This window comes from Marinobacter sediminicola, from assembly GCF_031157525.1.
In the GTDB taxonomy this organism is placed as follows: domain Bacteria; phylum Pseudomonadota; class Gammaproteobacteria; order Pseudomonadales; family Oleiphilaceae; genus Marinobacter; species Marinobacter sediminicola.
The window spans coordinates 1-26,467 of sequence record NZ_JAVIXR010000008.1 but is presented as its reverse complement, the minus strand read 5'-3'; the positions used below and the strand labels follow the sequence as shown (position 1 = coordinate 26,467).

Here is a 26,467-nt window from a genome sequence, read left to right as displayed (position 1 = left end):
AGGAGTCACCATGAAGCCTGTCGTCACGCTTTTTCTGGCCTGTTTTCTTGTATTGGCTGGCTGCCAGTCGTTGCCAGGCGAAAGTACGGAAGCAATAGGCCGTGGCGCCATTTTACTGAGCTCCCAACACTGCCTGAGCGAACATCTGAAAGAACAGAACAGGGTTCACTACGGCCCGTGCCTTAAAATTATCAGTGTGGACGGCGACACACCAACGATCCGCGATGATGGCTTCATAGAATTGCCTGCGGCTGAATCTGCCACCCTTGGTGTCAGTTGTGTGTATCGCCATGCTGATGGCTCACCTATCCCTGTCACCATGGAAACAACTGACTTCCTGGTTACCCCGGATACCTTTACCAAATCGGGTCAACGTTGGTATCTGCATGCACACAAGCAAGCGAGGCAAGTTGTTGGTTGTGAGCCAACGCTGTCCCGCTCGATATACCCCACGTACAAAACGGAATGACTGCCGACATCAGTATCGTTTGGCTCGGCGCGCTGGCAAGCCTGTTAGCGGGGCTGGCCACCAGCATTGGCGCTCTGGCGGTATTCTTCGTTAAAGATCTCTCTGCCCGGCTGCAGGACTACATGCTGGCAGGTGCTGCCGGCGTAATGCTGGCGGCCTCGGTTTTTTCTTTGTTGATCCCCGGGCTGGAATACGGAGAAACACTGCTGGGCTCAACCTGGATGGCAGCACTGCTTGTGATATTCGGTGTTCTGTCCGGCGCGGGGGCTCTGTATTACCTGCACCAGAACCTGCCCCACGAGCACTTCAATCTTGGGCCAGAGGGGCCGGACGCTGCCCATATTCGCCGTATATGGTTGTTTATTATCGCCATTACGCTGCACAACTTTCCCGAAGGCATGGCGGTAGGTGTTGGCTTTGCGGGCGGCGATGTACGCAACGGCTACATATTGGCACTGGGCATTGGTATTCAGAATATTCCGGAAGGCCTAGCCGTTGCATTTTCGTTGGTGGCTATCCAATACTCGCGGGCTCGTGCCTTTACTATTGCCCTTCTGACAGGGCTGGCTGAACCTATCGGTGGCCTGTTCGGTGCCGCTCTGGTATCGCTGGCAGAACCGATAATGCCCTGGACTCTGGGCTTCGCTGCCGGGGCCATGCTGTTCATTATCAGCAACGAAATCATTCCCGAAACCCACAGGAGCCGCTACAAGGCCCAAACTACCTTCGCACTGCTGATCGGTTTTGTGGTGATGATGTTCCTGGATGTCACCCTAGGCTGAGGCGCCCGCCAGCGCAACAATGTCCTCATACTGGCGAACCTGAACAACCTGCTCGGCAACTGGTTTGGCAGCCAGACTGCAAGCCTCGTTAACCATGGCAGACGCAACGGTTTGTGCCTCGATTGCCCGGTATTTTTCCAGCGGGCCCAACAGCACGCGGTTAACCAGCGGCATCGCTTTGGCACCTATCGCTTCCCCGAGGCGGTGATCTGGCCTATCGCCCAACAGTAAACTGGGATGATATATCGACAAATACGAGTAACCGAGGCCCTTCACCGCGTCTTCCAGCTCACCTTTAACCCGGTTGTAGAAAATGGTCGAAGAAGATGATGATCCGATGGCAGACATCAAGATAAATGCACCGGCACCTTCTGCTCGCCCAAGCTCAGCCGCTTGCAGGCAGTAGCCGTAATCTACCTTTCTGAACTGTTCCTGAGAGCCGGCCTTTTTGATCGTCGTACCCAAGCAACAGATAATCACATCTACTTTAAAAAGCTCGGGATGATCTGCCATGCGATCAAAATCCATTTCCTGTTGCTGCAGTTTGGCATGAATGAGTTCCAGCGGCTTCCGCACAGGCACAACCACCCGTTCAACCTCGTCACAGGCCAACAAGCCAGTGAGAGCCAACCCACCCGTCAACCCGGTAGCACCCAGCAATAACACTTTCATAAGGTTCTCTTTATTTTGCGAATTCTCTATAAATCCTTGAGGTAGTGTAGCCCGGATAGCTGATCCATCTGGCCTCGAATCCAGAAAACACGATCCCGCACGTAGGGCGATGGCGAAGAAACGCTCAACACCTTCGGGTTGGGCAACACTGCAGCCAGCCGTGCAGACTGGTTGGCCGACAACTGCCGTGCAGAAATACCGAAATACGCCTTGCTCGCAGCCTCAACGCCGTAAATGCCGGGGCCAAACTCGGCGATATTAAGATACACCTCAAGAATTCGGCGCTTGGGCCAAACCCCGTCAACGGCGAGCGCAAGCCCAGCTTCCAGAGCTTTACGGACAAAGCTTCGGCCATTCCATAGAAACAGGTTTTTTGCGGTTTGCTGCGTGATGGTGCTGGCTCCCCTTAGCCCGTCACCAGCATGGTACTCCGCTAATGCTTTGCGAATCGCGACAAAATCAACACCCCAATGATCGGGAAACCGCTGATCCTCGCTGGCCACCACCGCGATTGGCATCCAGGGCGAGATATCCGAGAAATTAACCCATTGCTGCTGCACTTCTTTGTGTGGGTTCGCCAGGCTGTAGCTGAGCATGAATGCCGACGTGGGCGGGTTTATAAACCGAAACAAGAGCAGCATCGAAAGGAACAGCAGCACCAGAGCAATGAACACCCAGGCAAAACCACGAAACGCTCTCTTTGGAAGTGATTTACGAGCCATTTAAGCGCCCGGCCCGACTGTTTTCAGCTTCACCCGTGCGCACAACGTTTGCCCCTATTACCCGGAGGCAGTGTTGGCGGCACACAGCGTGGAGCGGTGTTTTGCCCGCTTCATCTCCGTCCACCGTCATGGTTTTTGGTTTTGAAGTAAGAATGTCGCAACGCTTTCCCTTCAGGTGCACCACTGTGCTGGTACGATCAGGAGACTTTCCACTCAACCGCACCAGCAGGAAAGTGAGTAGCAACTGCAACAAAGGGCGTGGCTTCACCGCAATCACATCAAGCAATCCATCATCTGCTGTCGCTTGTGGAATTTCATTCCCGCCCCCGAAAAATGCGCCACTGGACACAGCAATCGACAACCAGCGGCCGCGAACCAGCGCCTTGTCGCACGATATTTCCGCAGTAAAACCCCGCTTGGCATTCACTTTTTTCAGCAACGCCACCCCATAACTGAAGCGGCCAAACAGTTTTTTAGCTGCGCCCTTAGCTTCGCTGGCCGACAACGCTCCCAAGCCTATGTGTGCCACATTAAGAAAGATTCTATCCCCGAACTCCGCCACGTCCACTTTTTGCGTAGTGCCTTGCTGGACCAGTTCACATACAGCGGCAGGATCTTCCGGCAAGGCCAGGTTTCGGGCGAAATCATTGGCTGTACCAGACGGCAACACCGCAAGTGTTGCGTTGTGTTGAAGGCATATCTGGGCGGCGGCATTAACTGATCCATCACCACCAGCCACCATCACCGTGTCGCCGGATTGTAGTTGCATCGTCCAACTCTGATCCTGAAGGTCGCAACACTCCGGGCCTGTGATGCCAGCATTCGCCAACTTTTCAAGCCAAAATTCTTGTCCCTTCTGGCCATCGCCTGCAGCAGGGTTTGCAACCAGCCAATAGGTCATACCATCATGCTCTCTGTAACAAAATAAAAAAGCCGGGAACCTCAAGTCACCAAAGATACCTCAAACATGCCATGGTGGTCGTTACCATAAGGACACAGGAACTGCTTCCAACTGCTATATTGTCCGACTATAGTTAACTCCTGAACTAAACATCACTATCGGGAACCAGCAATGATTACAGATCTGATCACGCCTGTGCGTTCCAAAGCGCAGCTCGCAGCCCTGAAACTGATAACGAAACTCATTCCAAGCCCGATTCCCAACATGTTCCTGGGGGCGCAGTCCCGACTCCGGCTGGCTGAGCACATGGCGCATTTTGACTTCAAACGGGTTCTGCTTGTGACCGACGATGTGTTGTTCAAGTTGGGCGTTATTAGCCCCATAGAGGAACACCTGAACGAACTCGGAGTTAAAACTGTTGTATACCGTGGTGTCACGCCAGATCCGGGTTTTCTTGTGGTCGAGAAAGGGTTGGAAGTGCTCCGCCAGAATGAATGTGACGCTGTATTAGCGATTGGCGGAGGGTCGTCCATTGATGCTGCAAAAGTGATGGCGCTGGCAGCTTCAAACAAAAAAATGCCTCAGGGGTTGGTCGGAATTCTCAAAGCTCGCAAGCCATCCCTTCCGCTGTTTGCGATTCCGACCACCTCGGGTACAGGCTCTGAAGTCACAATTGGCGCCGTTATATCTGATGAAACCACACACATTAAACATCTGGTAATTGACCCAAAAGTGGTTCCTTTAGCGGCTGCGCTGGATCCCGAGATTATGGCTGGCATGCCGAAATCGGTAACGGCAGACACGGGCATTGATGCTCTTACCCACTGCCTTGAATCCTGGATCAGTGATTTCTCCTCGCCTGAAACTGAGTTGTACTCAGGTGCCGGCGTGAAACTCGTGTTCAAATACCTGGAAAGAGCCTGCGAAAACGGACAGGACTACGAAGCCCGTGATGCAATGGCGCTGGCTGCAAACTACGGTGGGCTGGCACTGAACAAGACGGGACTGGGCTATGTGCACGCGATTGCTCACCAGCTTGGTACCCAATATGGCGTTCCTCACGGCCGGGCTAACGCTATTGTTCTGCCGCACATACTTGAGGTGAACCGGCACAGCGCACACGCCCGAATGGCCAAACTGGCCAGGCTGTGTGGTCTTGCCACAGATACAGAGGCAGACTCTCTGGCAACCGACAAGTTCATCCAGCGTGTGAATTCGCTACTTGCAACCTTGCCGATATCCCGTGAGGTGAAAGGTATCGATGAGAAGCACTTCTCTGTAATGGCGCAAGCGGCCATGAAAGAAGCTCACGGAACCTACGCGGTGCCTAAATATCTGAATAAGAATGAGATTATTCAGGTACTCCGCACTATAAGTGGCCAACCTGCATAGCCGGAGCGCCCCTAGCCGGGGCGTTTCTGCGACACCACCAGAGCAACGCCGGTGATAGAGACAATTCCCCCGGCAATCGCCAATACGCCCAAGCGCTCATCAAACAGCCAGAAGGCCTCCAGAGCCGTTACCGGGGGGACAAGATAGAACAGGCTGGCCACCTGGGAAGCTGCGCCTCGGCGAATCAACCACATCAAAAGCAGAATCGCGCCAATAGAAACCCCAAAAACCAGCCAGGCCATAGAAAGCTGAAGTTGCAGAGACCAGACTACTTCGCGGGTTTCGAGCATTAGCGCGCCAGCGGCGAAAAACAAGGCGGCGGCGCCGTACTGAATGATGGTGCCAGCCACCAGGTCTGCACCTGTTCCATGGCGTTTTTGGTACACGGTACCCAACGAAATGCCGGCCAGCGCTAGCAGAGCCCATATCAGCGTCCATAATGGAAACGCCGCCCCCGGGTTGCCTGCCTCACCAAATTTTTCAAGCAAAACCAGAGTGACACCCACCAAGCCAAGCCCCAAACCCAGCCACTGCCGCCATGAAATGGCTTCTTTCAATACAAAAACCGCAACACCCGCGGTGACCAGCGGCTGCAAACCGACCACTAGCGATACTATTCCCGAGGGCATTCCGTCCTGGATGGCATAATACACACCGCCAAGATAGCAGCCATGGACCAATAGACCGGTTACAGTAAGATGCCCAGCGGCCCGCCAGCCAGGCCAGCGGGCTTTAAGGAGGCCTGCAAGCACCACAAGCAAGCCAAGAGTGAGAAGCATCCGAATCAGCAGAAGGGTGAATGGCTCGGCATAGGGCAGGCCGTATTTTGCGCCAATAAAGCCAGTACTCCACAGCCATACAAACAAAGCAGGTACAAAGAACGAATAAAAGAAAGATCGCATAAACGACTGCCGGGGTCAGGTATCTGGAACAAAGTGCAGTTTAGAGCCTGAATCGCAAACAAAACAGATACAGGCACCCGGCCAAGCCACCATTACAGGTGGCTCCGAGGGATAAGTCAGCGGCGATTATGTCGTGAGGATAGATTGCAGTTTCTGTGTCAGCTCTACTGCCTCACTGCCCATAGGAGTCAGGTAACCTCCGTCATCCCGCGTTATCAGGCCTTTGGCAAAAAGGCGCTCCGCGGCATCTACGGTCTCGGGGGCCGCATCACTTTTGTGTACCTTGATTCCAGCTTGGCCTGAGGATGATTCGAATTGCGACAACAGATTAAGCTCGGCAATTGTGTCTGGAGAAAATGGCATGGTATTTCCTTGTCTGGTTTAGTGGTCAGATACTTTGTTTCAAAGTCATAAATTACTCCGATACCCGATTCTTAAAGAATAGCAGTAGAGCCACCATAACCATATCCCGACGGTCAGCTTATCTTATAAAAGCTTAATGAGGTGGCAACAAACCCGATTTAAATCAATAAAAACATAACCTTAAACCCGTAAGGCGTGTATAAAAAACACCTCTTAAGGAATCGGGCATTGCTTGATATTTGTGCATTTCCCCAAATTTGTGCCATTTTTAAATGGAAGCCAAACAAGGAGGAATGATTATGCTTTATTGGGCTGTAGTCTGTCTTATCATAGCAATTATTGCCGGTGTCCTCGGCTTTGGAGGCATTGCGGGCACAGCGGCGGGCATCGCCAAGGTGCTGTTTTTTATCTTTCTGATTCTTCTAGTAATCACTCTGGTTGCCAATGCTGTTCGCGGGCGGGGACCAAAGATCTAGCGTTGTGAATGCATCTGATCAGCGTTTCGGCCCGGGCACCTACATCATCACGCCCGGGCCTTCCCCCTCTCCTGATAACATTTCAGCGACAAGACGTAATATCATTTCTGCCGGGTAGCGCCGTATAATCTCTAATCTGCCTGATTTAATATGATGAGCAGAACGACTATTGATTATGCTTTCCGTGAGTAGCTAATGAGAAGCCCACAACGACTCGCTCTGCCGATATGTATCGCATTGATGCTGTCTGCTGCACCCGTTGCAGCAGACAGCATCAAGCGTATTGTCCATCCCGATGGCAGAGTTGAATTTACCAACGTAAAAAGTAACAGCCCCGGGCGAGCCTCCAGCAAAAGCGAAACCGTATTCCGCTATAAAGACGATAATGGCGTCGTTGCCTACACCAGCACCCGGCCTTCAGTGGCCAACTTCGACGTTATCAGCTTCCACTGCTATGCCTGCGACCCGGATTCCCGGGTGAACTGGCGCACAACCCCGTTATTCGCTGGCCGCTACGAAGCAGAAATCAAAACAGCTGCCCAAGAGTATGGTGTTGATCCGGCACTGGTACGTGCGGTGATTCATGCGGAGTCTGCGTTCAATGAAAAAGCACTCTCCCCTGTCGGTGCTCAGGGGCTTATGCAGTTGATGCCAGGCACAGCTTTGGAAGTCGGCGTGCAGAATGCCATGGTGGCAGCAGACAACATCCGTGGTGGCGTTACCTACCTCGCAAAAATGCTGGAACGCTTCAAGGGTGATACCCGGTTAGCCACTGCGGCATACAATGCCGGGCCAGGTGCCGTAAGCCGTTACGGAGGGGTTCCTCCCTATGCTGAAACCAAGGCTTACGTTGAGCGGGTCGGCATATTGCGCGAGCGCTATGCCAGTAATTGATCAGATCACCGGAAGCCCCATCCTTGGGAGCTTCCGGGATTCACTTCAAGATTACTCAGAGGCTGCAATCAGGCTGGCGTTGCCACCGGCCGCGGTTGTATCCACGCAAAGATGGCGCTCAATCACAAAGCGCTGATCGAGCATATGCTCGGTGATCAGCGGGATCAACGCGCCATCGCGCTTGGACAGAGCCTCACGATACTTGCGTAGCAGGGCCTGATCGGCACAGCTTACAACAGCCTCAAAGCCACCAGCACTCGCCAGTGCTTCCGGGTCCAAAAGCCCATCAATGCCCACGAGCGGTAACCCCGCTTGGGCAGCCCGCGCTACAACATCTTCAACACCTGGGGCGATAACCACCACTTTATTGCCCTGAGACAATGCCATGGCGGCTTGTGCCAAGGCAGTTTCCTTGTCTGGCCCCAAACACAGCACGATTCCACGGGCGTGATTTGATAGGCGGTTAAGCTCTCCAGTTGGCCCTGGCAGTTCTTCTGCCTTGGCATCCAGAGGTTCTGGGACCTTACCAAAAACAGGCTCCATAGCATCCACTCTGGCCTTCGGCGCAGCAACGGCAAGCTTGCCCAAGCTAGCGATCAGACCATCCAACTTCGTCCCATCAATTGTTTTTGCACCAGGCTCAGCCGGGCGCTCAACAGTGGCGCCTTTCAGGAAGCGTCGAACATACTGTGGACCACCCGCTTTGGGGCCAGTGCCGGAGAGACCTTCACCACCAAATGGCTGGGAGCCAACAATCGCGCCAATCTGGTTACGGTTAACGTAAGTGTTGCCAACTTTAATGCGGGCGACAATCTGATCAACACGGTTATCAACCCTGCTGTGGATACCGAAGGTCAGGCCATAGCCTTTAGCATTAATGGCATCGACAACCTTGTCGATCTCTTTGGCTTCAAAGGTTGCCACGTGCAGGATCGGCCCGAACACCTCCTCTTCAAGCTCTTCGATTCCGTTCACTCTGAGCACGGCCGGTGACACATACAGGCCTTTGTCAGGCACCGGAAGTTTTTTCAGCATGCGACCTTCGCGCTCAAATTTTTCACAGTGATCGACAATTTTCTTGCGGGCGGCCTCATCAATCACCGGCCCCACATCTGTCGATAGCGCCCAAGGATCACCAATACCCAGCTCCTCCATGGCTCCGTAGAGCATTTCCAGCAGGTTATCGGCTATGTCTTTCTGCACATACAACATCCGCAGTGCGGAGCAACGCTGGCCTGCACTCTGGAACGACGATGCCAGAACGTCACGAACCACCTGCTCCGGGAGCGCTGTTGAATCCACGATCATGGCGTTGAGCCCACCGGTTTCTGCCACCAGAGGTGCGTCTGGCGCCATGTTCTCGGTCATAACCTTGTTGATCCGCTGAGCGGTTGCCGTGGAACCGGTGAAACAGACGCCTGCAACTCTCGAATCAGACGTGAGGGCAGTACCCACAGTTGCGCCTGTGCCCGGAAGAAGCTGAATGGCATCTTTTGGAATACCGGCTTCGTACATCATTTCAACCACACGAAAAGCCAACAGCGATGTTTGCTCTGCTGGTTTAGCGACCACGACGTTGCCAGCCGCCAGGTTCGCAAGAACCTGGCCCGCAAAAATGGCCACCGGGAAGTTCCAGGGCGAAATGCAGCAAATAATGCCACGAGCCTCGCCATTATCTTTGTTGCGCAGACCTTCGTTGGCGTAGAACTGTGCGAAATCCACCGCCTCGCGAATTTCAGCAACACCATCCAGCAATGATTTACCGGCCTCCCGGGTCGTCAGCGCGAACAGTTCGTGTACGTTTTCTTCAAGCAGATCACCTACTTTTCGCACACACGCAGCACGATCTTCCGCAGACGTGGCTGACCAGCTGGCAAAACCTTGTTCTGCCGCTGTAATGGCTGCATTAACATCGGCTTCATTGGCATGGGTAATGTGCCCAACCAGATCGTCCGGGTTGGCCGGGTTTGTTACTTCCAGCACGTCTGTGCCGGTAACGGTGCCGGCGATCAACGGCCCGCCGGTCCATAGATGGCTGCGGAATGCTCCGCGACCTTCATCAATTCGGGCAACGGTCACCGGATCGGTAATATCCCAGCCTTTTGAGTTACGACGCTTGGCACCAAACAACTCCGTTGGGGGCACAATTGCCTTGCTGGAAAGGTTCTTCCCAAGCTCCTGAACCGTATCAATCGGATCCTTTGCGATCTCTTCGGGGGTGATGCTAGTGTCGACAATCTGGTTGACGAAGGAGCTGTTGGCGCCGTTTTCAAGCAGACGGCGTACAAGATAAGCCAGCAGGTCGCTGTGCTTGCCTACCGGCGCGTAGATTCGGCAGGGCACTCCGCTTTCGCTGAGAACCTGGTTATGCAGGGATTCACCCATGCCGTGGAGACGCTGGTATTCATAATTCTTCAGGCCCGCAGCGCTGGCCAGCTCACGAACCGCGGACACAGAGTGGGCGTTATGGGTGGCGAACTGCGAATAGATGCGGTCGCTCATGCCAATCAACTTTTTAGCGCAAGCGATATAGGCAACGTCACTGCACGCCTTGCGGGTGAACACAGGGAAGTCAGACAAGCCCATGACCTGGGCGCGCTTGATTTCCGCATCCCAGTAGGCGCCTTTTACCAAACGCACCATGATGCGACGATCAAGCTTTTCAGCGAGTGCGTACAACCAGTCAAGGGTATGAGACGCGCGTTTGGCAAAGGCCTGGACCACAACACCAAAGCCTTCCCAGTTAGCCAACGTGGGATCGGACATTATGGCTTCAATGACATCCAGAGAAAGATCCAGCCTGTCCTGTTCCTCAGCATCAATATTGAAGCCCATATTGGCGGCGGCCGCCTTTTTGGCCAACTCAAGTGCGCGGGGAACCAGCTCATTCATTACCCGCTCTTTTTGGCCATATTCGTAACGGGCCAGCAGCGCAGAGAGCTTAACCGAGATACCGGGGTTTTTACGCACATCGCCCTTACAGTTTTTGGCAATGCTATCGATGGCTTGTGAGTAGGACTCAAAATAGCGACGGGCATCCGCATCCGTACGCGCCGCCTCACCAAGCATATCGTAGGAATAGGTGTACCCCTTCGCCATGTAGGATTCAGCTTCGCTCTGGGCTTCTTCAATGTCGCGGCCCAAAACAAACTGGCGCCCCATTTCCTTCATGGCCTGGCCAGCAACGGTGCGAACGACGGGTTCACCGAGGCGCTTAACCAACTTGCGCAGCGTGTCACCTACCGTATGGCGATCAGAGTCCTTCAACAGGTTGCTGGTCATCAAAAGCGCAACGGTGGTGGAGTTGATAAATGCCGAGGTGGCTTTACCTACGTGAGCACCCCAGTTGCCAGAGGTAATCTTGTCTTCAATAAGCGCATTGATGGTGGTGTTATCCGGCACTCGTAACAGCGCCTCCGCCAGGCACATAAGCGCGACGCCCTCTTTAGTGGTAAGGCCGTACTCTGCGAGGAATTTTTCCATGATGGTGGATTTGGCACTCTCCCGAACACTGCGAACCAAATCAGCCGCGCGGGCAGAAATCATTTTGCGATCGGCTTCAGACAACTGAGCATCAGCAATCATCTCGTGGATGACTTTGTACTCATCTTCGAGATAGTAATCGCGAACCGCCTGCCGGCTGTTGGCTAGCTCGGGAGCCAATGATTGCTGCGATATCATAGTTGTACCCTCTCAGTTGTTTGTCTTTACCGCATTCTACCGACAACAGCATAGACTGTTTGACTGTAAGCGCCGAAGTGACCCGCCAATATGGCCATATTGACCTTAATAAATGTATTAATTCTCTGACATGAAATACAATTTCAGCCAATTCGACCATACACGGTGGCTTGGAACAGCCCAAAACCCTTGCGGCATGTGGCATTTACAGCCTTCAGCATAGTGCCCCTGCTCAAGACTTGCCCAAAAGTCGCGGATTTACGTTTGTAGAGGACAGATCAACATGAACGAGCTGGACCGAATAGATCACTCCATCATTCGTGAGTTGCAGAAGAATGCGCGAATTACGGTTACTGAGCTTGCGTCGAAGGTGGGTTTATCCAAAACTCCGTGTCAGGTGCGCATGCGGCGGCTCGAAGAACAGGGGTTTATTACCGGCTACACCGTGCTGGTTAACCAGACAAAGTTAGGGCAAAGCCATATCGCCTTCGCTCAGGTTACGCTGAACGACACCAGCAGCGAGGCGCTGAAGGCGTTCAATACCGCGGTAAAGAAGATATCCGCCATTGAGCAGTGCCACATGATTGCCGCTAATTTTGATTACCTGATGAAAGTGCGAACACGCAACATGGCCGAGTACCGACAGGTATTGGGTGAGCAAATTTCCACCCTGCCCCATGTGCTGCAAACCAGCACTTTTGTGGTAATGGAGAATGTGAAGGATGCCGGGCTTTGAAAGCCCTATTTGTTCACTCTGGCCAGGCCCAATGCAGACACTGTTAACCCCAACTCGCCGCGATACATCGCGTTGCCGATACCCAGCACAATGTTCTCCACTGTAAAGTTGGAAGAGACGGCACTGGCCCCACCGGTTGAGCGAGACTCCAGAACAAGCACCAGCCGCAGTAAATCCAGAAGGCGGATAACCAGATCGAGAGTGCCGAAGTCTTCCGGAGCATCGTCAATCCGGGCAATGACATAAGCCTTGGCAGATTCCACAACGAAGGCTTCGTGGCTGGTTAAATGCTCTATTCCGAGGTGTTTGATGGATTCTACACGCTGGTGCCGCTCACGCCTGATAGCCTCCATGCACACCTGCCCGGAATTTTCCGGCAAGTCGCCCTGGCGCAGAAGACCAGCGAGCCGAAAGTCCACCTTACCCTCACTCCGCATCTGTTCGTATTCGTTTTTCAGCCGCTCTTTTGCGTGGGGGAAATACCGGCGAACTGCTGCTTCCCGCGCTCGCTCCAGGTCTTCAGTTGTGGCCAGGTTCACCAGCGAACTCATCACTCGCACGCAATGGAGCAGGTGCTCCCAAATAGCTGGTTCAATGGATTCGGGATTATCGGGAAGAACCCGTTTTATAGACACAAACTCGAAATACAGAGCCGTCACCTTCTGCTCCGAGAAGTCAGAAGTGCGGATGATTCTGCGCAGCCCCAGCTTTTCAATATCGCCTAGCAGGCTGGGCATCAGCATCAAAACGTAATGTTTCGCGCCTTCTGAAATGGGCATAACTGATTGCAGCTCCGATTGAGGTATATCCATACCATAGCATCAAGGTGTTTCTCTCGCTTAAGGGAAAAGCATCTCGGTATTCAATCGAGCTATTGACCATTTGAAGTTGGGGAGCAGGAAAAAAGAAAGCAGGCCGGCAGGTTTTGCCGGCCTTGTGACGTGCTTAGGCGCGGCTAAGAAACTTCCGCTCTTCCACGTTGATCTTGATGCGATCGCCGGTGGAGATATGCTCAGGAACCTGGACAACCAGGCCTGTTGCCATTCTTGCGGGCTTGGTACGAGCCGTTGCTGACCCACCCTTTACTGATGGGTCTGTCTCTTCAATATCAAGCTCAACAATCGGTGGCAGTACCAGTGCAACCGGTGCATCACTGATCAGAATCACCAAAATGCCCTGGGTATCTTCAGTGATATACAACAGCTCGTCAGCAATGGCTTCCCGGTTCAGGCTGTACTGGGTGAAGTCTTCGCTATCCATGAAGACGTATTCGTCGCCATCGGAATAGGAGAAAGTAGCTGGCCTGCGCACAAGATCGGCAAGGTTCAGCATGTCGGTATCTTTGAACGTCTCGTCGATCTTGTTACCCGTTACCACATCGTACATACGCATGCGGTAGAGACTGCCGCCAGCACGGCCCTGGGGAACAGAGCGATCAATATCCTTGACGAAATAAACCCGACCTTCATATTCAACTGCAGAGTTTTTCTTGATTTCACTTGCTCTAGGCATCTTTTAAAGCTCCAAAACAATCTCGAAACGCATCCATACCGGGCAAAAGCCGGCGTGCTTTACACCCGGTAATTCTACCCTCAGACGTGCCCTGCTGATACAGGGCAAGCCGATACTATAGGCCATTCAGTTAAAAGCTTCCTGAGGCGACAAGCAGATTCGCATAAGAAATAGCAATTTGATGTAAGCTATGCACCATTGTGACCATCGTCTTTGCATTGGCCTGATTGAAGGCCAACGCACCACGCATGGTCGGCACGCTGACGGCTAAACTGAAAGGTGTTATGAAAGTACCCAAGAGATTACAACCCTTGGTCGACGACGGCCTGGTGGACGAAGTGCTTTACCAGCTTATGAGCGGCAAAGAGGCACAGGTTTACGTGGTGCAATGTGGCGACCAGGTGCGCTGCGCCAAGGTATTCAAGGAAGCAAAAAAGCGAAGCTTCAAGCAGGCCGTTGAGTATCAGGAAGGCAGAAAGGTGCGCAACACCCGCCGGGCACGGGCCATGAGTAAAAAGACACGCTACGGTCAGAAAGAACAGGAAGATGCATGGCTCAACGCCGAAGTGGATGCCCTGTACCGGCTTGCGGAAGCCGGCGTGCGCGTTCCGGAACCCAAGGGCTTTGTAGACGGCGTGTTGCTGATGGAACTGATTGCCGATGCCGACGGCAAAGCGGCCCCGCGGCTGGATGACGTAACTCTCACTCCGGAAGAAGCAAGGGACTACCACGGCCGGATAATCGCAGAAATTGTGCGGATGCTGAGTGCCGGGCTGATCCACGGTGACTTGTCAGAATTCAACGTGCTGGTCGACAGCAATGGGCCGGTGATTATTGACCTTCCCCAGGCGGTCAACGCAGCAGGAAACAACAACGCCGAGCGCATGCTGGAAAGGGACGTGGATAACATGCGCCGTTATTTCGCCAAGTTCGCACCTGACCTACTGGTTACCGATTATGGCAAAGAGATCTGGGCACTTTATGAAAGCGGCGATCTGCATCCCGAAAGCAAACTGACAGGCTGCTTTGAGCACGATACTGCCAGCGCCGATGTAGAAGAGCTTATGGCGGTGATTGACGCCGCTAAAGAAGAAGAAAGGGATCGAATAGAGCGCATGCTGGATGATGACGAGGATTAACCCTCGTCACCCAAACTCTTACCAGGCAAGCCAGATAACGTGTTTTGCGCCTTTGCCAGGGCGGTGGGCGCGCACGGTTACTGCCTCTGCCGAAAGCCCGGCGCGCTTCAGGCGCTCGGTAAATGCAGGATCCTGCCCGGCTGACCAATAAGCCAGAATTCCCTCAGGCCGCAGCGCCTCTTGTGCTGCGGCAATGCCTGCTGCTGAATACAACCAGTCATTTTCTTTTCGCGTCAGCCCCTCAGGGCCATTGTCGATATCCAGCAAGATGGCGTCGTAACTGGCAGGTGAAGCCTTGATAAGCTGCACCACATCACCAATATGCACCTTGGCACGAGGGTCTTTGAGCGGATACCCAGAAGCACTACCCAAAGGGCCGAGGTTCCACTGTTCCACCTCCGGCACCAGCTCGGCAACGGTTACTTCGGCGGTATCGCCCAGAGACTCTAAAGCGGCTGCGAGGGTGAACCCCATGCCAAGCCCGCCTATAAGCACTTTTGGTGCGGGATGATCTGCAATACGTTCGCAGGCCAGTGTGGCCAACGCATCCTCGGAGCCGTGCAAGCGGGTGTTCATAAGCTCGCCGCTCTTGCCGGCAATACGGATAGAAAATTCTTCGTTGCGCTGCAGAAGTCGCAGCTCGGAGCCCTTTCCGGGAATAATCGCAGTGCCTAGCAACTCAAAGCGAGCCATAAAAACCTCTGAAAAGGATTCAGGCGCGCTCACCAAGGCGGCGCCCAACCCAGGAATGATATAACCTCGCCAGCGTAGGCCGAATCAAGGGCAAGGAAATTAGCCATGCCAAAGGTTTCAGCAAGAAAACTCGCGACATAAGCAGTATGTAGGCATCCATCTCACGGTGAATTTCACCCTGATCATCTTTTACATGCAGCTCGCGAAGTGCCTTGTAGGGATCCACGCCCTGCTGTCGTAGCTCCTCATCACGGCCCGTGATGTCCAGCCACTCAACCGAGTCTCCGGTTCTTCCTGCGAGCTTTTCATACCAGCGCCGATCCCTGACACAAACGGGACATGAGCCGTCATAGAAAACGATCAGTTTACTTTGCGACTTACTCATAAGTGCCCTCCAGTCATAAAGAAAGCCTGAAAGGTACTCTATCACACCACCAGCCCTGGTTTTGCTCAGGCGGCAGGCTCCGTTCCTGAAGCAGTCGGTTCATCCTGGTGCTTGTTTTCGCTCCGCGCCACAATTGCAGTGCCCACCAGGTCTCCTGTCACGTTCAGCCCGGTCGCGCCCATGCCAACCAGGGCATCAATGGATACCAGGAGTGCGACTGTTTCAATAGGCAGCCCAACTTGAGCAAACACCGTCGCGATCATCACAATTCCTGCGCCGGGCACCCCTGCCGTACCTATGGATGTAAGCGTGCCAATAAGCACAATCTCCGCCATGGTCACCAGGTCCAATGGAATACCCACCACATTGGCTGCAAACACCGCTGAAATCGCGATACGAATGGCCGCTCCATCCATATTTATGGTGGCTCCCAGCGGCAGACTGAAGCCGTATATTCGCTTGGGTATGCCCAGGCTTCTTGCAGCATCCAGCGTCAGCGGCAGCGTGCCGGAACTGCTCTGAGTGGCAAACGCGGTAGCCATAGGTGTGCGAGCTGCCCGGAAGAACTCGCGAATACCCACCCCATAAAACCGCATCAAAATGCAGTAAACAACCAGATGCACAGCCAGCGCAATATAGAGCACCATCACCATGTCGCCCAACGCCAATATGGTGGCCATACCCTGCTCACCTGCCGTCTTGGCTACAATCGCGAATACACCGATGGGGACGTACTGAAGAACGCCAGCCATAACCTTCAAGGTGATCTCGTTGAGCCCTTCGACAACTTTAAAAAGATGCTCGCCAAGCTCTGCATGTGCCTCACTCTCTCGCAACTTCAGCAGCGCAATACCGAACACAATGGCAGTGAAGATGATTCCCAACAGGTTCAGCTCAGTAAACGCCGTGAAAATATTGTCGGGCACAATTCTCAGCAGCACACTCACGAACCCGGGGTTGTCCGGCACGTTTACTTCAGCGTTTTCGTCCAGAGCAATGCCGCTTCCCGGCTCAAGAAGCGTTGCCACCAACAAGCCGACCACAATGGCCAAGGCTGATGTCATCACGTAAAACCCGAACAGTTTCCGCCCTACACGCCCCATGCTTCCAATATTCGCCTGATTGATACCAACCATCAGCGTAAACAGTACGATAGGCACAATAAGAAACTTGAGCAGTCGCAACAGAAGCTCGCCGAAAGGCGCCAACCAATCTGCCGCTTGCTGGCCACCGATCAAACCCACCGCTACGCCCAGTACCAACGCTATGCTTACGCGAAGAATGAGGGAGGAATTCAGATACTTGTTAAAAAGGGCCCTCATCAGATAGCCCCCTGTGAAGTTGTTGAGTACATCAGCATGATATGAGTCCTGATCCGGGATGGCGCCGATTGTGGTGGAAATTATCCGACAGGTAAACCGCAAGCCTATTTCTGTAGCTGCCGAACATCCGCCAAAAACTGGTCAACCACCGCCGAGGTTGTCGCCCAGGAACACATAAGACGAGCGCAACCGCCGATAAAGTTATAAAAGCGCCACCCTTTTGCCCGCAAAGCCGCCTGCAGAGGCTCGGGCATTTCCACAAAAACACCGTTTATTTGCCGTGGGTATCGGAGCGTGATGCCCGGCAACCCCGCCAACCCGTCAGCCAATCTTTTTGCACTGGCATTCGCGTGGCGGGCATTGTCCAGCCACACGTTATTCTCCAATAAACCACACCAGGGCGCAGAGATATACCGCATTTTGGAGGCCAGCTGCCCTGCCTGCTTGCAGCGCCACTCAAAATCCTCGGCCAGTGCCTTGTTGAAGAAAACCACCGCTTCACCAAGGGCCAAACCATTCTTGGTTCCGGAGAAACACAACACATCAACACCCACTTTCCACGTGATTTCGGATGGATGCACATCCAGCGCCGCCACTGCATTCGCAAAGCGCGCACCGTCCATGTGGATATTCAGCTTGTACTGATCCGCCAGCGTGCGGATTTCCCGAAGCTCATCCGGGGTATAGATTGTGCCAACTTCCGTTGCTTGGGTGAGGCTCAGCGCTTTGGGTTTGGGGTAATGAATATCCGTGCGCTTGGTCACCAGGTGTTCAATGCTTTCAGGGGTCAGCTTTCCGTTTTCACCCTGCCCCAGCAATAGCTTGGCACCATTGGAGGCGTACTCCGGCCCGCCACATTCATCGGTTTCAATGTGCGCCAACTCATGGCAGATCACGCTATGGAAAGATTGCCCAATAGATGCCAATGCCAGCGAGTTGGCAGCCGTACCGTTAAATACAAAATAGACATCACAATCTGTATCAAACAAAGCCCGCAGGCCATCGGCCGCCCGCTGTGTCCAACTGTCCTCACCGTATGCTGGCTCGTCTACGCGGTTTGCCGCCTCCATGGCTTTCCAGGCCTGCGGACAAACACCACTGTAATTATCGCTGGCAAACTGTTCTGACCGTGACACGGCAACACTCCTCAATCGGGTGGTTAAATGCTCTGGCTTTTGGTTTCAGCAATGCCTTTCGCTGTTCGTTCAAAGGTCAGCGCAATACGCTCGAACATGCCCTCAACGGTTGCAGTTTGTGCATCGGGTTCTCTGGCGGCGTGAATCGCCGTCAACAACTCCGCACTCACCTCTCTAAACCGAGGGTTCTTTTTACCTCGGGAACTCACCAGATAGGTATCTGCAAGTACCTGCTGCCACTCGGCGAGTTTTGCGTCTACCTCAGCACTACGATGGTTCTCGATGCGCCTTCTCAGGCGAATGGACATGTGGCCAATGTTCAGGCCGGTGAAGCCCAAGTCTGTCATGTGACGGTTTGGATTGCCCGACCCCTGATCGTAATTGGCCAGCCGCAACAGGCGCTCGCCCATGCGCCCATTAAGCCAGTTCTCCGGGCGTCTCTGATAATCAATGCTGGTAAGGTCGCGGGCCGTTGCCTTCAGCAGCCGCCGTTGCATGAACTGCCCATCCAGAGGGGTGATCAGCTTGAACACCCAGTAGAGAATACTGATGCCCACGAACAACCCCAGAGCATTACTGGTGGCCGTGTCAGCATTGAATGCCATGTGGTTTCCAGGCTGAACGATCAGTGTGAGCGGGATACAAATGCCCAGGCCATAGGGCAAGGTCGGCCGCTCTGCAAGGGCCAGCAAACCAATAAAAAATGGGCCGGCAAGCACCAGCACCAGTATTTCGAAATCCCCACTGCTTTTTGCAAGCAATCCCAACCCGTAAATCAGCGCCACCGGAATAGCCACCACCACACTGAGCAACAGGCGCCGCAGCATGTTAATCAACACCGCCAGCGAAAACCGGGCAAACACAATGGAAAACACAACGGGCATGATCATCAACATTATGGCCGCCGGGCTACCTGTGCTCATCCATACCCCGGCCCCAACTGCGAACACAACGGCGGTCCTGAAACCATTTACAACGCCTATCAAGGGGTCTCTGTGGGTTTTCAGCTTGGACGCCTTGAGCAGGGTCTGGTCGCGATTCTCCAGCGCATTATAAGCCCGCAGCACCATAACCAGATCCGCCACCAACTCCACTGCGGTCTGGGTGAGGCGTATAACGATGGCAGATTCGTTTACATAGGCTGCCTTGTGTTCCAAAAGCGCCCGCCTGAGTTCCTGGGCCTGGTTGTAGGATTCTTCGTAACTGGGGGCCTCGGCAATAGCGATGAAGAGCATCCGCATATCTTTGAGCAACACACCAAATGCAGGCGACACCAGTTCCGGATGGTTACGGGGGAAGCGCCCCATTATCTGTGTGACCGCGAGCAACGACATCACCTTGTTAACCAACAGGTGTGCAGCCCGGCTGCGTCCCGGCCCTTCCGGGCCTTCGTAGGCGACTGCACTGGAGTCATCGTTCAGCACAATCAGCGTTTCCAGGATCTGATCCGCATGCTGGTGGCGCTGTTCATGGGTACTATTCGGGTCCAGTTCCAGCGAGAGGTATTCAAGGGTTTTGTTAATGACATTCCGGGCATGGTCGCGAAGGCTTTCCTTAACTGTGACCGGCCACAGCAGGCGGCTAACCAACATGGCACAGAGGGCACCCACACTGATTTCACTTATACGGGACTGGGCAATATCAAACACCGCACGGCCATCGTTCGCATTGGGATCCGCCACAACCATAATTACGACAAGGCCAGCCGTCATTCCGGACATGGCAAAGGCGTAGATAAAGTTGGCGTTATGCACCATAGACGATGCTGCAGAGTTAAGGCCTATCCAGAGGGTGAGGCAGGCGAGCGCCAGCAGCGGATACGGCATAAACAACGCCAGAATTAAAATCCCTGCGCCGCCGCCGACCACCGATCCGGAGATCTGGCAAAGGGCTTTCTCAATCACCAATCCGCTTTCGGGGCGAATCTGCAGAAAGACAGCAGACACCACTGCCCAGTAGGGTCGATCGAGCTGCAAATACATAGACACGAACAACGCCAGCGCCATGGATATCACCCCTTTCAGGGCAAATATTACCGCGTGCCTGTTCGGGGTAAAAAGCTGTGTCGCAAGTTGCGGGAGCGCCAGAGATGCCACGTTACTACTCTTTGTCCGGCGCTTTTTCCATGTCTGTTTCCAGATAAATGGAAACCGTCATGCCCGCACTGATATTGAGATCTTCCGGGAAGGGATCAAGTGCAATATCAACAGGTATGCGCTGAGCCAGCCGCACCCAGTTAAACGCTGCCTGCACCTTCGGCAACATCAGGCTGTCGCTCGTAGTATTTGAATCGGCAATTCCACGGGTAATACTGACTACTTCACCGCTCAGTTTTTCGCCGCCCGAAAGCAGGGTAATTCGAGCTTTTTGCCCTACGTGCACCTGCTGCAACTTGGTTTCTTCAAAATACCCGGTCACATAAAAGGAATCATTATTGATGAGCGATAAAACCGCCTCACCTCTGGACACATAATTTCCCCGGCGCAGGCTAAGGTTATTAACGATGCCGCTTTCCGGCGCCAGCACTTGAGTGCGTTCCAAATCAATCCGGGCCGTATCGAGTTCCGCTTGTGCGAGCAGGTAACTGGCCTTCGCCGCCTCGGCGCGAATGCGGTAAGCCTCCAGACTTTCCTCACTGATCGACTGAAGATCAGCCATGCGCTGTCGGCGCTCATACTGATGTCTGGCCAAGTCCCAACCCGTTCGCTCCTGAGCAAGCCGCGCATTGCTCTCGGCAAATTTTGCCCGGTAACGAGTGTCGTCAATTGTGAACAGAGGATCCCCCTTATTCACAAGCCGGTTATTTTTAACGCTCAACTCGGTTACCCAGCCGGACACATCGGGAGCGATGGTGATGATATCCGCACGAATTCGTCCGTCCCGCGTCCAGGGCGAATAGAGATAGTGATCCCACACCCAGGTTCCGGCAACAACCGCGGCAGCCACCACAAGCAATGTCAGTCCAATACGCCCTAGCTTTCCCATGAGTGCCCTTTAATTCGCGAACAGATAAACAATAGCAGCCAACCAGCAGACGAACATCGCCACATCAAACCAGGCTTTCTTCCAGATGTAGGTACGCAGGCCCATATAGTGCAAAACACCCCGCGTGATCGCCGCCATAATGAACGCCAAGGGCAGCAGCAGCACAAAGGGGCTGAACAGCATTCCACCAAGACTCATTTCGTGAAGCATGTCACCCCTGCTACTGCCGCTGTGCCATCGTTATTTTTACGATTAAGTGTTTGATGATAGGTGCGATTTAAGCATCTCGCCAACTAGCGTATGCTAGCAATCCGAGAGTTTTTCCGCAGCCTGAATTTGCTCTGATCCGACACTACAGGTTTGAGATTACAGCAATCAGCCGGCACATACGCACGAAGCAGGTCCAAGACAATGTCGTCAGCCTCTGTATTTGCACTATTCGCCGTGGGTTTCATCGCACTGGCCGTGTTCTATCTGTTCTTCTATCGCACCTGGCGCCGCGAGCGAGAACTGCAACAGCCCTTCCCCAAAGCTTGGCGAAAACACCTTCAATCAACGGTGCCGTTGTATCGCCAGTTGCCAACACCACTGCAGAAAGCCCTAAGGGATCAGGTTCAGCTATTCATCGCCGAAAAGAACTTTTACGGGTGCGACGGTTTTGAGGTAGACGATCGCGTTCGCGTAGCCATTGCGGGGCACGCATGCCTTCTCACGGTGAAGCGATCTTATGGGGACTTTGATGATGTTCGCAGCATCCTTGTTTACCCGGATGTATACCGAGCGCAGACATCAGAGCGCGATGGCATGGTGGTTGGCGTAAGCGATCAGATCAGGGCCGGGGAAGCATCATCATTGGGGCAGGTAGTATTAGCTTGGTCGGAATGTGAAAACGGGGCGATGCGTGCTGGCAGCGAACACAATGTGATTCTGCACGAATTTGCCCATCAACTTGATTACCTGGATGGATCAGCAGATGGTGCTCCGCCCCTTGGCGGCGAGCAGGCCAAAGAGTGGCAGGAGACTATGACCATTGCTTACGACAACCTTCGCCACTCCCTGATGCATCGGAGCACAAGCTGGCTTGATCCTTATGGCGCAACAAAGCCAGCTGAGTTCTTTGCGGTGCTGACAGAAACCTTCTATCAGCAGCCGCAACATCTGAAAGAACAGCAGCCGGCAGTGTATGACCTACTGCGGGATTTCTACAAAATCGATCCTGGAGCGTTGGCCCCAAGCTGATCCTGCGCGGCGAAATTTTAACCGTTAAGGCCCAGGCTCTGCGCGTCCTTCTCGATGCTGCGGTCCAGCAACTCAAGATAACCCGCTTTGGTTTTCACTTTTGTTTGGGCGTGGGCTCTCATATTCAGTTTACGGAAGCCTTGGGCGAGTTCGTTCGCACGGTTCATCAGCTGGTCCGGAGCAACCACTTCATCCAGGTATCCTGCAACCACAGCACCTTCAGGGTTGTATATTTCGGCATTGATCACCGAACGGTAAAAGTGCGCTGGCGCCAGGCGGTGGCGGGCAATCTCAATACCTGCATGGTGCATGGTCATGCCGATCGCCACTTCGTTCAGGCCCAGCTTGAAGCTGCCCTCAACACCTACACGGTAATCAACAGAAAGCAGAACAAACGCTGCTTTGGCGAGGGCATGACCACTGCAAGCACCAATAATGGGGTATGGAAATGCCGCCAGACGGCGGGTGAACTTTGAGCCCGCTGTCACCAGGGCACCCGCTTCTTTCATGCCCTTTTGCATTTCTTTCAGATCGTAGCCGCCGGAAAAAATACCAGGCTGTCCGGTCAGGATAACGACTGCTTTATCCTCTTCTGCCTGATCAAGGGCTTTGTGCAGCTGTTCAAACACGTCGTGGCTCAGGGCATTTACCTTGCCGTTGTTGAGCACTACGGTCGCAACACCATCATTGAGTGAGTAGCTTACTAAGTCGGTCACCGGCGTTTCCTCTTGGTGGGGATTAGTCTGATTTCGCAGAACTTTGCCAGCTTATGCCTGCAGCCACAAATCATTATTCACTCTGAGCACATTTATTGCCCGGTTCATCAGCCTCTGTGCCGGAGCTGCATCCGCAACTGGCCCTTGAAACCTTTCTTTGACGACAAAGGGATCAGATAGCTGTCGCCATCCTGCTCGGCCTTACTGCCACCGCGCTCGCTCCACTGTTCATCCGTGGTGACATAACGCAGGTTCCAGCCATCTTCGGTTGGCGTCATTTTAAGCGTGAGCGTATCGCGGTAAAGATACTCTCCTTCCACCCGGTGCTCTGTCCAAAGGGCTCCATCAACAAAGTAATCTGTAGCGGAAACGGCAAGCTCAACGGTCATAACCATGGTTCGCCCCCGGTCAACCGTGATTTTCGAGCTATCAAGAAAGGTAGAAAACAATACCGGGGAGCGAGCAGAATTCAACCCTGCCTGCTGTGGCTTCATCATCTCATCGAACTTGCGCAACACCGCACTGAAGGTTTCCTTGCGCCTTTCCGTCAGCCGAAAACTGCGCGCCCCCCGGGGCGACACTGTCGCTTCAAAATAATAAGAGGCACGAACCCGGCGACCTTCCTTTCTGGCCTTTTCGACTGAAGGTGGCAGTGGCAAGGACTCCACATCCATCACCCCATCTACGCGCACATCCCCAAACAGAAACCGCACCAGGTTCTGATACCCGTCCTCAGAGTTAACAATGCCATAGGGGCCGCTGTGGCTGCGATATACAAAGGCTCTGGGTGCACCTTGAACGGCCGCATTCTCGATCGCAACCAGTCCATCGCTCATCTTGCCCGCAAGCCACTTGGATACACCTTTGGCCGCGCCATAATCCTGCTGGTTTGTTCCCACCAGGCAGAAAAACCGGTCCGGATCGAATTTGCCATCCAGGGAGTCCACACGGGAAGGCTTGCCGTCAAAACCCAGGTAGTCGGCCATGGTGGCGCGGTTGAAGTTGTTGATATCCCAAAGCCCGAGAAACGCCGGCACGTTGATACCGGCCATTTCAATGCCATTGTGTGGAGTGGCATAGGTAAACACCTTGTCCACCATCTGCCGAACGGCGGGGCTACTGATTCCACCATTCTGCAATAGGCACCGACACACCAGGCCGCCCATGGAGTGCGCCACCAGATTTACCCTGAATGCCGCCCTAAGCTTCTGGTCGTCACCACATATTTGATCACGAATACTCAGAATCAAATCCCCCAGCTGCAGCGCCGCTGCGGGAATAGACAGCGGTTTGCCTTCGCCAAAGTCCCTGTCTGCCTGATCGTAGTAACGGTAGATAACAACGGTTTTGGGGGTGATGTCCCGGTCGACCTCAGCGCCATCGGAAAACGCATCTGTATAACCGTAGTCTTTCATCAGGCGCATCATCGGGGATTCGAAAACCTGCTTGTAAACACTTCCGTCCCATGACTGGCGCACCTTGGTGGCGCCCAGGTTAAAGCCCATATAGGGCATGGAGACAGTATCGGCAATTTCGCTGGCGGTCATGGCATAGCCACGAACGTAAATGATGGGGTGGAACTGGCTCATGAGTCGTGCATCCTTTCAGGCTGATCCTGCACTGATGCATGCGATATTCGTTCCGGAAGCTTGTTTATGCGTTAGCGGCTAGAACTTGCGAGCCGCAAGCCGCACTGCGGCTGAATAATGTGTAAAAAAGGCTGACGAGTGTTGCCTTCACGAACTTCCTTAAAAAAAGTAGTAGCGAACAATCTGCGCAATAATCAACACCGCCACCAACGGGAAAATATACCGCGTCAGGTTGCCGTAGCTTTGGCCATCATCTTTCGGTGCATACTTTTCCACGAGCGGCAAAATAACGATAAGCGCCACAAACAGAACAGCGAGAATTATCAACAACGTTTCCATGGGATTTCTCCGTAAACTCCGGCCCGGGAAGCTACCGGCGTGCAGGCAATTACATCATAAGTTGACCACAGTTTGGCACCATGAGTTGGGCGCTTTGGTCGCAAAGCGGACATTTGCATTGGTCTAGTAAACGGAGCTTTGCGACTTTTTTGGGGCAGCGAATCGGCGGAAAGTTTTTTGGAGCGCGGCAACGGTGAGCTATCTGCTCACCATTTGCAGCACAAGAGACTTTGGCCAGTGATGTGTAATCCGCCAAAACTCAGAACAAGCGTTCCCCGTTATCCACTGGAGCCTCCGGTCTTACCAGAGTAACTGCGCCCTTCTCCGTCTGCACACCAGTGACCAGGCACTCCGATAAAAAGGGTCCGATCCGCAGTTCAACTTTTTCAAAATCGTCCCAAGTAATCATCACGCTGCTCCTTCGAGGTAGTTAGTCTTTTAACATTTCTGGCTCGGCAACCGCCCGGCTTTTCGCACGACCCGCGATCAAAGAACCAATGACGATCAGAATGCTGGCACTCAACACGGCAAATGTAGCCTCGCCGAATCCGGCAAGGATCAACAGGATCACTGAAATGAGTGGCGCACTGTATGCCAGGGCTCCCAGTAACTGGATGTTTCCGTGTTTTACACCATGGTCCCAGGTAAAGAACGCTACGCCCACCGGTCCGAGGCCCAGCCCGATCACTGCAGTCCATTGGAGTAGGCCTTCTGGCCATACCGATTCCTCCCACAAAAGGTGGCAAATCAACGCCAGAATGGCCGTAACACCGCAGAACCAGCCCACTGCATCGGTCGGTACCGAGCGAACCAGTCTGCTAAGAACGGAATAAGATGACCAGATCAGTGCACAGGACAGAGCCACCAGGTAACCCGGCAGGTTCTCCCAGGCAAATCCGTCTGCATTACGGCTGATCAACAACCAGCAACCTGCTAGGGCAACTAGAGCCCCAAAGATGTACTGAGCTCGTAGTTTCTCGCCCGGCAGGAAGGCCGACAATAGGACGATCAGCAGCGGCCATAGGTAAGCAAGAAGGCTGACTTCGACGGCCGGCGCCAGTGTCATGGCCTTGAAGTAGGCAAAGTGATATCCGAACAAGCCAACGATGCCGATGCACCATGCAAGTGGCGACTGCCGTAAATAACGCACACCAGAATGCCCCGAGAGAATCCAACGACCGCACATCAACAGGAAAGCGATGCCGAAGGTCATGGCCATGAGCTGAAACTCTGGAATCTCACCACCGGAAAGCTTGGTCAGCAATGCCAAAGTGCCCCATAACAGAACGGAAATCGATCCGATCCAAGTTGCGGCGTTAACGGATGTCATGAAGCCCTCCCCGAAATTCTCATGTGTGAATGATTTCAGAAGGGTATCCAGTGCGAAGAAGAGAAACTTTCGAATCCTGGCGGAACTATTTC

At 53.7% G+C, this 26,467-nt stretch carries 28 protein-coding genes; 8 read left to right on the top strand and 20 right to left on the bottom strand.

What is annotated here, in order from left to right:
* Window positions 1–10: 10 nt before the first annotated feature.
* Window positions 11–469: a hypothetical protein gene (locus RG807_RS12045; RefSeq protein ID WP_298448610.1), complete on the top strand. Its 459-nt coding sequence runs from the start codon at window positions 11–13 to the stop codon at window positions 467–469.
* Window positions 466–1,251, top strand: coding sequence for a ZIP family metal transporter (locus RG807_RS12040; protein WP_309045094.1), 786 nt, complete (start codon window positions 466–468; stop codon window positions 1,249–1,251). Before RG807_RS12045 ends, RG807_RS12040 begins: the two co-directional genes overlap by 4 nt.
* Here RG807_RS12040 and RG807_RS12035 read toward each other — a convergent pair.
* From RG807_RS12035 to RG807_RS12025, 3 genes are read right to left on the bottom strand one after another with little or no spacing between them, the layout of a single operon-like run.
* Window positions 1,243–1,923, bottom strand: a complete 681-nt coding sequence (locus RG807_RS12035; RefSeq protein ID WP_309045093.1) for a Rossmann-fold NAD(P)-binding domain-containing protein — start codon at window positions 1,921–1,923, stop codon at window positions 1,243–1,245. The genes RG807_RS12040 and RG807_RS12035 overlap by 9 nt on opposite strands.
* 26 nt (window positions 1,924–1,949) lie before the next feature.
* Complete coding sequence (gene mtgA / locus RG807_RS12030) at window positions 1,950–2,645, bottom strand: monofunctional biosynthetic peptidoglycan transglycosylase (protein WP_309045092.1); 696 nt, start codon at window positions 2,643–2,645, stop codon at window positions 1,950–1,952.
* Window positions 2,635–3,546, bottom strand: a complete 912-nt coding sequence (locus RG807_RS12025; RefSeq protein WP_309045091.1) for a diacylglycerol/lipid kinase family protein — start codon at window positions 3,544–3,546, stop codon at window positions 2,635–2,637. The genes mtgA and RG807_RS12025 overlap by 11 nt, the downstream gene beginning before the upstream one ends.
* Window positions 3,547–3,717: 171 nt before the next feature.
* Here RG807_RS12025 and RG807_RS12020 point away from each other — a divergent pair, with 171 nt between their 5' ends.
* Window positions 3,718–4,938 carry an iron-containing alcohol dehydrogenase gene (locus RG807_RS12020; RefSeq protein WP_309045090.1) on the top strand — a complete coding sequence of 407 codons (1,221 nt, stop codon included), beginning with the start codon at window positions 3,718–3,720 and terminating at the stop codon, window positions 4,936–4,938.
* Between the two features lie 11 nt (window positions 4,939–4,949).
* On the opposite strand, the gene RG807_RS12015 is transcribed toward RG807_RS12020, so the two are convergent.
* Window positions 4,950–5,840, bottom strand: a complete 891-nt coding sequence (locus RG807_RS12015) for a DMT family transporter (protein ID WP_309045089.1) — start codon at window positions 5,838–5,840, stop codon at window positions 4,950–4,952.
* Window positions 5,841–5,966: 126 nt separating this feature from the next.
* On the bottom strand, window positions 5,967–6,203 hold the full coding sequence (locus RG807_RS12010) for a TIGR02647 family protein (protein WP_298448624.1): 237 nt from the start codon (window positions 6,201–6,203) through the stop codon (window positions 5,967–5,969).
* Window positions 6,204–6,502: 299 nt separating this feature from the next.
* Between RG807_RS12010 and RG807_RS12005 the strand changes: the two genes are divergently transcribed.
* Window positions 6,503–6,679 carry a DUF1328 family protein gene (locus RG807_RS12005; RefSeq protein WP_309045088.1) on the top strand — a complete coding sequence of 59 codons (177 nt, stop codon included), beginning with the start codon at window positions 6,503–6,505 and terminating at the stop codon, window positions 6,677–6,679.
* 195 nt (window positions 6,680–6,874) lie between these two features.
* Window positions 6,875–7,573: a lytic transglycosylase domain-containing protein gene (locus tag RG807_RS12000; protein ID WP_309045087.1), complete on the top strand. Its 699-nt coding sequence runs from the start codon at window positions 6,875–6,877 to the stop codon at window positions 7,571–7,573.
* A 51-nt stretch (window positions 7,574–7,624) separates the two neighbouring features.
* On the opposite strand, the gene putA is transcribed toward RG807_RS12000, so the two are convergent.
* Window positions 7,625–11,254, bottom strand: coding sequence for a bifunctional proline dehydrogenase/L-glutamate gamma-semialdehyde dehydrogenase PutA (gene putA, locus RG807_RS11995; RefSeq protein ID WP_309045086.1), 3,630 nt, complete (start codon window positions 11,252–11,254; stop codon window positions 7,625–7,627).
* Window positions 11,255–11,537: 283 nt separating this feature from the next.
* On the opposite strand from putA, the gene RG807_RS11990 reads away from it, so the two are divergent.
* Window positions 11,538–11,990, top strand: a complete 453-nt coding sequence (locus RG807_RS11990) for an Lrp/AsnC ligand binding domain-containing protein (protein WP_309045085.1) — start codon at window positions 11,538–11,540, stop codon at window positions 11,988–11,990.
* A 5-nt stretch (window positions 11,991–11,995) separates the two neighbouring features.
* Here RG807_RS11990 and RG807_RS11985 read toward each other — a convergent pair whose 3' ends face one another.
* Window positions 11,996–12,769 carry a hypothetical protein gene (locus RG807_RS11985; protein ID WP_309045084.1) on the bottom strand — a complete coding sequence of 258 codons (774 nt, stop codon included), beginning with the start codon at window positions 12,767–12,769 and terminating at the stop codon, window positions 11,996–11,998.
* 166 nt (window positions 12,770–12,935) lie between these two features.
* Window positions 12,936–13,502, bottom strand: coding sequence for an elongation factor P-like protein EfpL (efpL, locus tag RG807_RS11980; RefSeq protein WP_298448637.1), 567 nt, complete (start codon window positions 13,500–13,502; stop codon window positions 12,936–12,938).
* Window positions 13,503–13,786: 284 nt separating this feature from the next.
* Between efpL and RG807_RS11975 the strand changes: the two genes are divergently transcribed.
* On the top strand, window positions 13,787–14,641 hold the full coding sequence (locus RG807_RS11975; protein WP_298448639.1) for a PA4780 family RIO1-like protein kinase: 855 nt from the start codon (window positions 13,787–13,789) through the stop codon (window positions 14,639–14,641).
* 18 nt (window positions 14,642–14,659) lie between these two features.
* Here RG807_RS11975 and RG807_RS11970 read toward each other — a convergent pair whose 3' ends face one another.
* From RG807_RS11970 to RG807_RS11940, 7 genes are all read right to left on the bottom strand, one after another.
* Entirely contained in the window at window positions 14,660–15,334 is a 675-nt protein-coding gene (locus RG807_RS11970) for a spermine/spermidine synthase domain-containing protein (protein ID WP_298448641.1), read from the bottom strand.
* A gap of 19 nt (window positions 15,335–15,353) precedes the next feature.
* Window positions 15,354–15,719, bottom strand: a complete 366-nt coding sequence (locus tag RG807_RS11965) for a thiol-disulfide oxidoreductase DCC family protein (RefSeq protein WP_200202692.1) — start codon at window positions 15,717–15,719, stop codon at window positions 15,354–15,356.
* Window positions 15,720–15,784: 65 nt separating this feature from the next.
* Window positions 15,785–17,041: a dicarboxylate/amino acid:cation symporter gene (locus tag RG807_RS11960; RefSeq protein ID WP_298448644.1), complete on the bottom strand. Its 1,257-nt coding sequence runs from the start codon at window positions 17,039–17,041 to the stop codon at window positions 15,785–15,787.
* 104 nt (window positions 17,042–17,145) lie between these two features.
* Entirely contained in the window at window positions 17,146–18,177 is a 1,032-nt protein-coding gene (locus RG807_RS11955) for a threonine aldolase family protein (protein WP_298448646.1), read from the bottom strand.
* Window positions 18,178–18,200: 23 nt separating this feature from the next.
* A complete protein-coding gene (locus tag RG807_RS11950) occupies window positions 18,201–20,273 on the bottom strand; it encodes an FUSC family protein (RefSeq protein WP_298448648.1) in 2,073 nt (690 codons plus the stop codon).
* Between the two features lie 4 nt (window positions 20,274–20,277).
* Window positions 20,278–21,162: an efflux RND transporter periplasmic adaptor subunit gene (locus tag RG807_RS11945; RefSeq protein WP_298448650.1), complete on the bottom strand. Its 885-nt coding sequence runs from the start codon at window positions 21,160–21,162 to the stop codon at window positions 20,278–20,280.
* A 9-nt stretch (window positions 21,163–21,171) separates the two neighbouring features.
* The gene (locus RG807_RS11940; protein WP_298448652.1) at window positions 21,172–21,372 is read right to left on the bottom strand and encodes a DUF1656 domain-containing protein; all 201 of its coding nucleotides are present in this window, start codon (window positions 21,370–21,372) and stop codon (window positions 21,172–21,174) included.
* Window positions 21,373–21,573: 201 nt separating this feature from the next.
* Here RG807_RS11940 and RG807_RS11935 point away from each other — a divergent pair, with 201 nt between their 5' ends.
* On the top strand, window positions 21,574–22,401 hold the full coding sequence (locus tag RG807_RS11935) for a M90 family metallopeptidase (protein ID WP_298448654.1): 828 nt from the start codon (window positions 21,574–21,576) through the stop codon (window positions 22,399–22,401).
* Window positions 22,402–22,418: 17 nt separating this feature from the next.
* Here the strand turns inward: RG807_RS11935 and RG807_RS11930 are convergent, their stop codons facing one another.
* The 5 genes from RG807_RS11930 to yddG all read right to left on the bottom strand — a co-directional run bounded on the left by RG807_RS11930 (window position 22,419) and on the right by yddG (window position 26,375).
* The gene (locus RG807_RS11930; RefSeq protein WP_298448656.1) at window positions 22,419–23,117 is read right to left on the bottom strand and encodes a crotonase/enoyl-CoA hydratase family protein; all 699 of its coding nucleotides are present in this window, start codon (window positions 23,115–23,117) and stop codon (window positions 22,419–22,421) included.
* A gap of 107 nt (window positions 23,118–23,224) precedes the next feature.
* Window positions 23,225–24,706, bottom strand: coding sequence for an esterase/lipase family protein (locus RG807_RS11925; protein WP_298448657.1), 1,482 nt, complete (start codon window positions 24,704–24,706; stop codon window positions 23,225–23,227).
* 159 nt (window positions 24,707–24,865) lie between these two features.
* Complete coding sequence (locus tag RG807_RS11920) at window positions 24,866–25,045, bottom strand: hypothetical protein (protein ID WP_298448659.1); 180 nt, start codon at window positions 25,043–25,045, stop codon at window positions 24,866–24,868.
* A gap of 259 nt (window positions 25,046–25,304) precedes the next feature.
* A complete protein-coding gene (locus tag RG807_RS11915; RefSeq protein ID WP_298448661.1) occupies window positions 25,305–25,454 on the bottom strand; it encodes a hypothetical protein in 150 nt (49 codons plus the stop codon).
* A 21-nt stretch (window positions 25,455–25,475) separates the two neighbouring features.
* Window positions 25,476–26,375 (bottom strand): aromatic amino acid exporter YddG, encoded by a 900-nt coding sequence (gene yddG, locus RG807_RS11910; RefSeq protein WP_309045083.1) that lies wholly within the window; start codon window positions 26,373–26,375, stop codon window positions 25,476–25,478.
* Window positions 26,376–26,467: the final 92 nt, after the last annotated feature.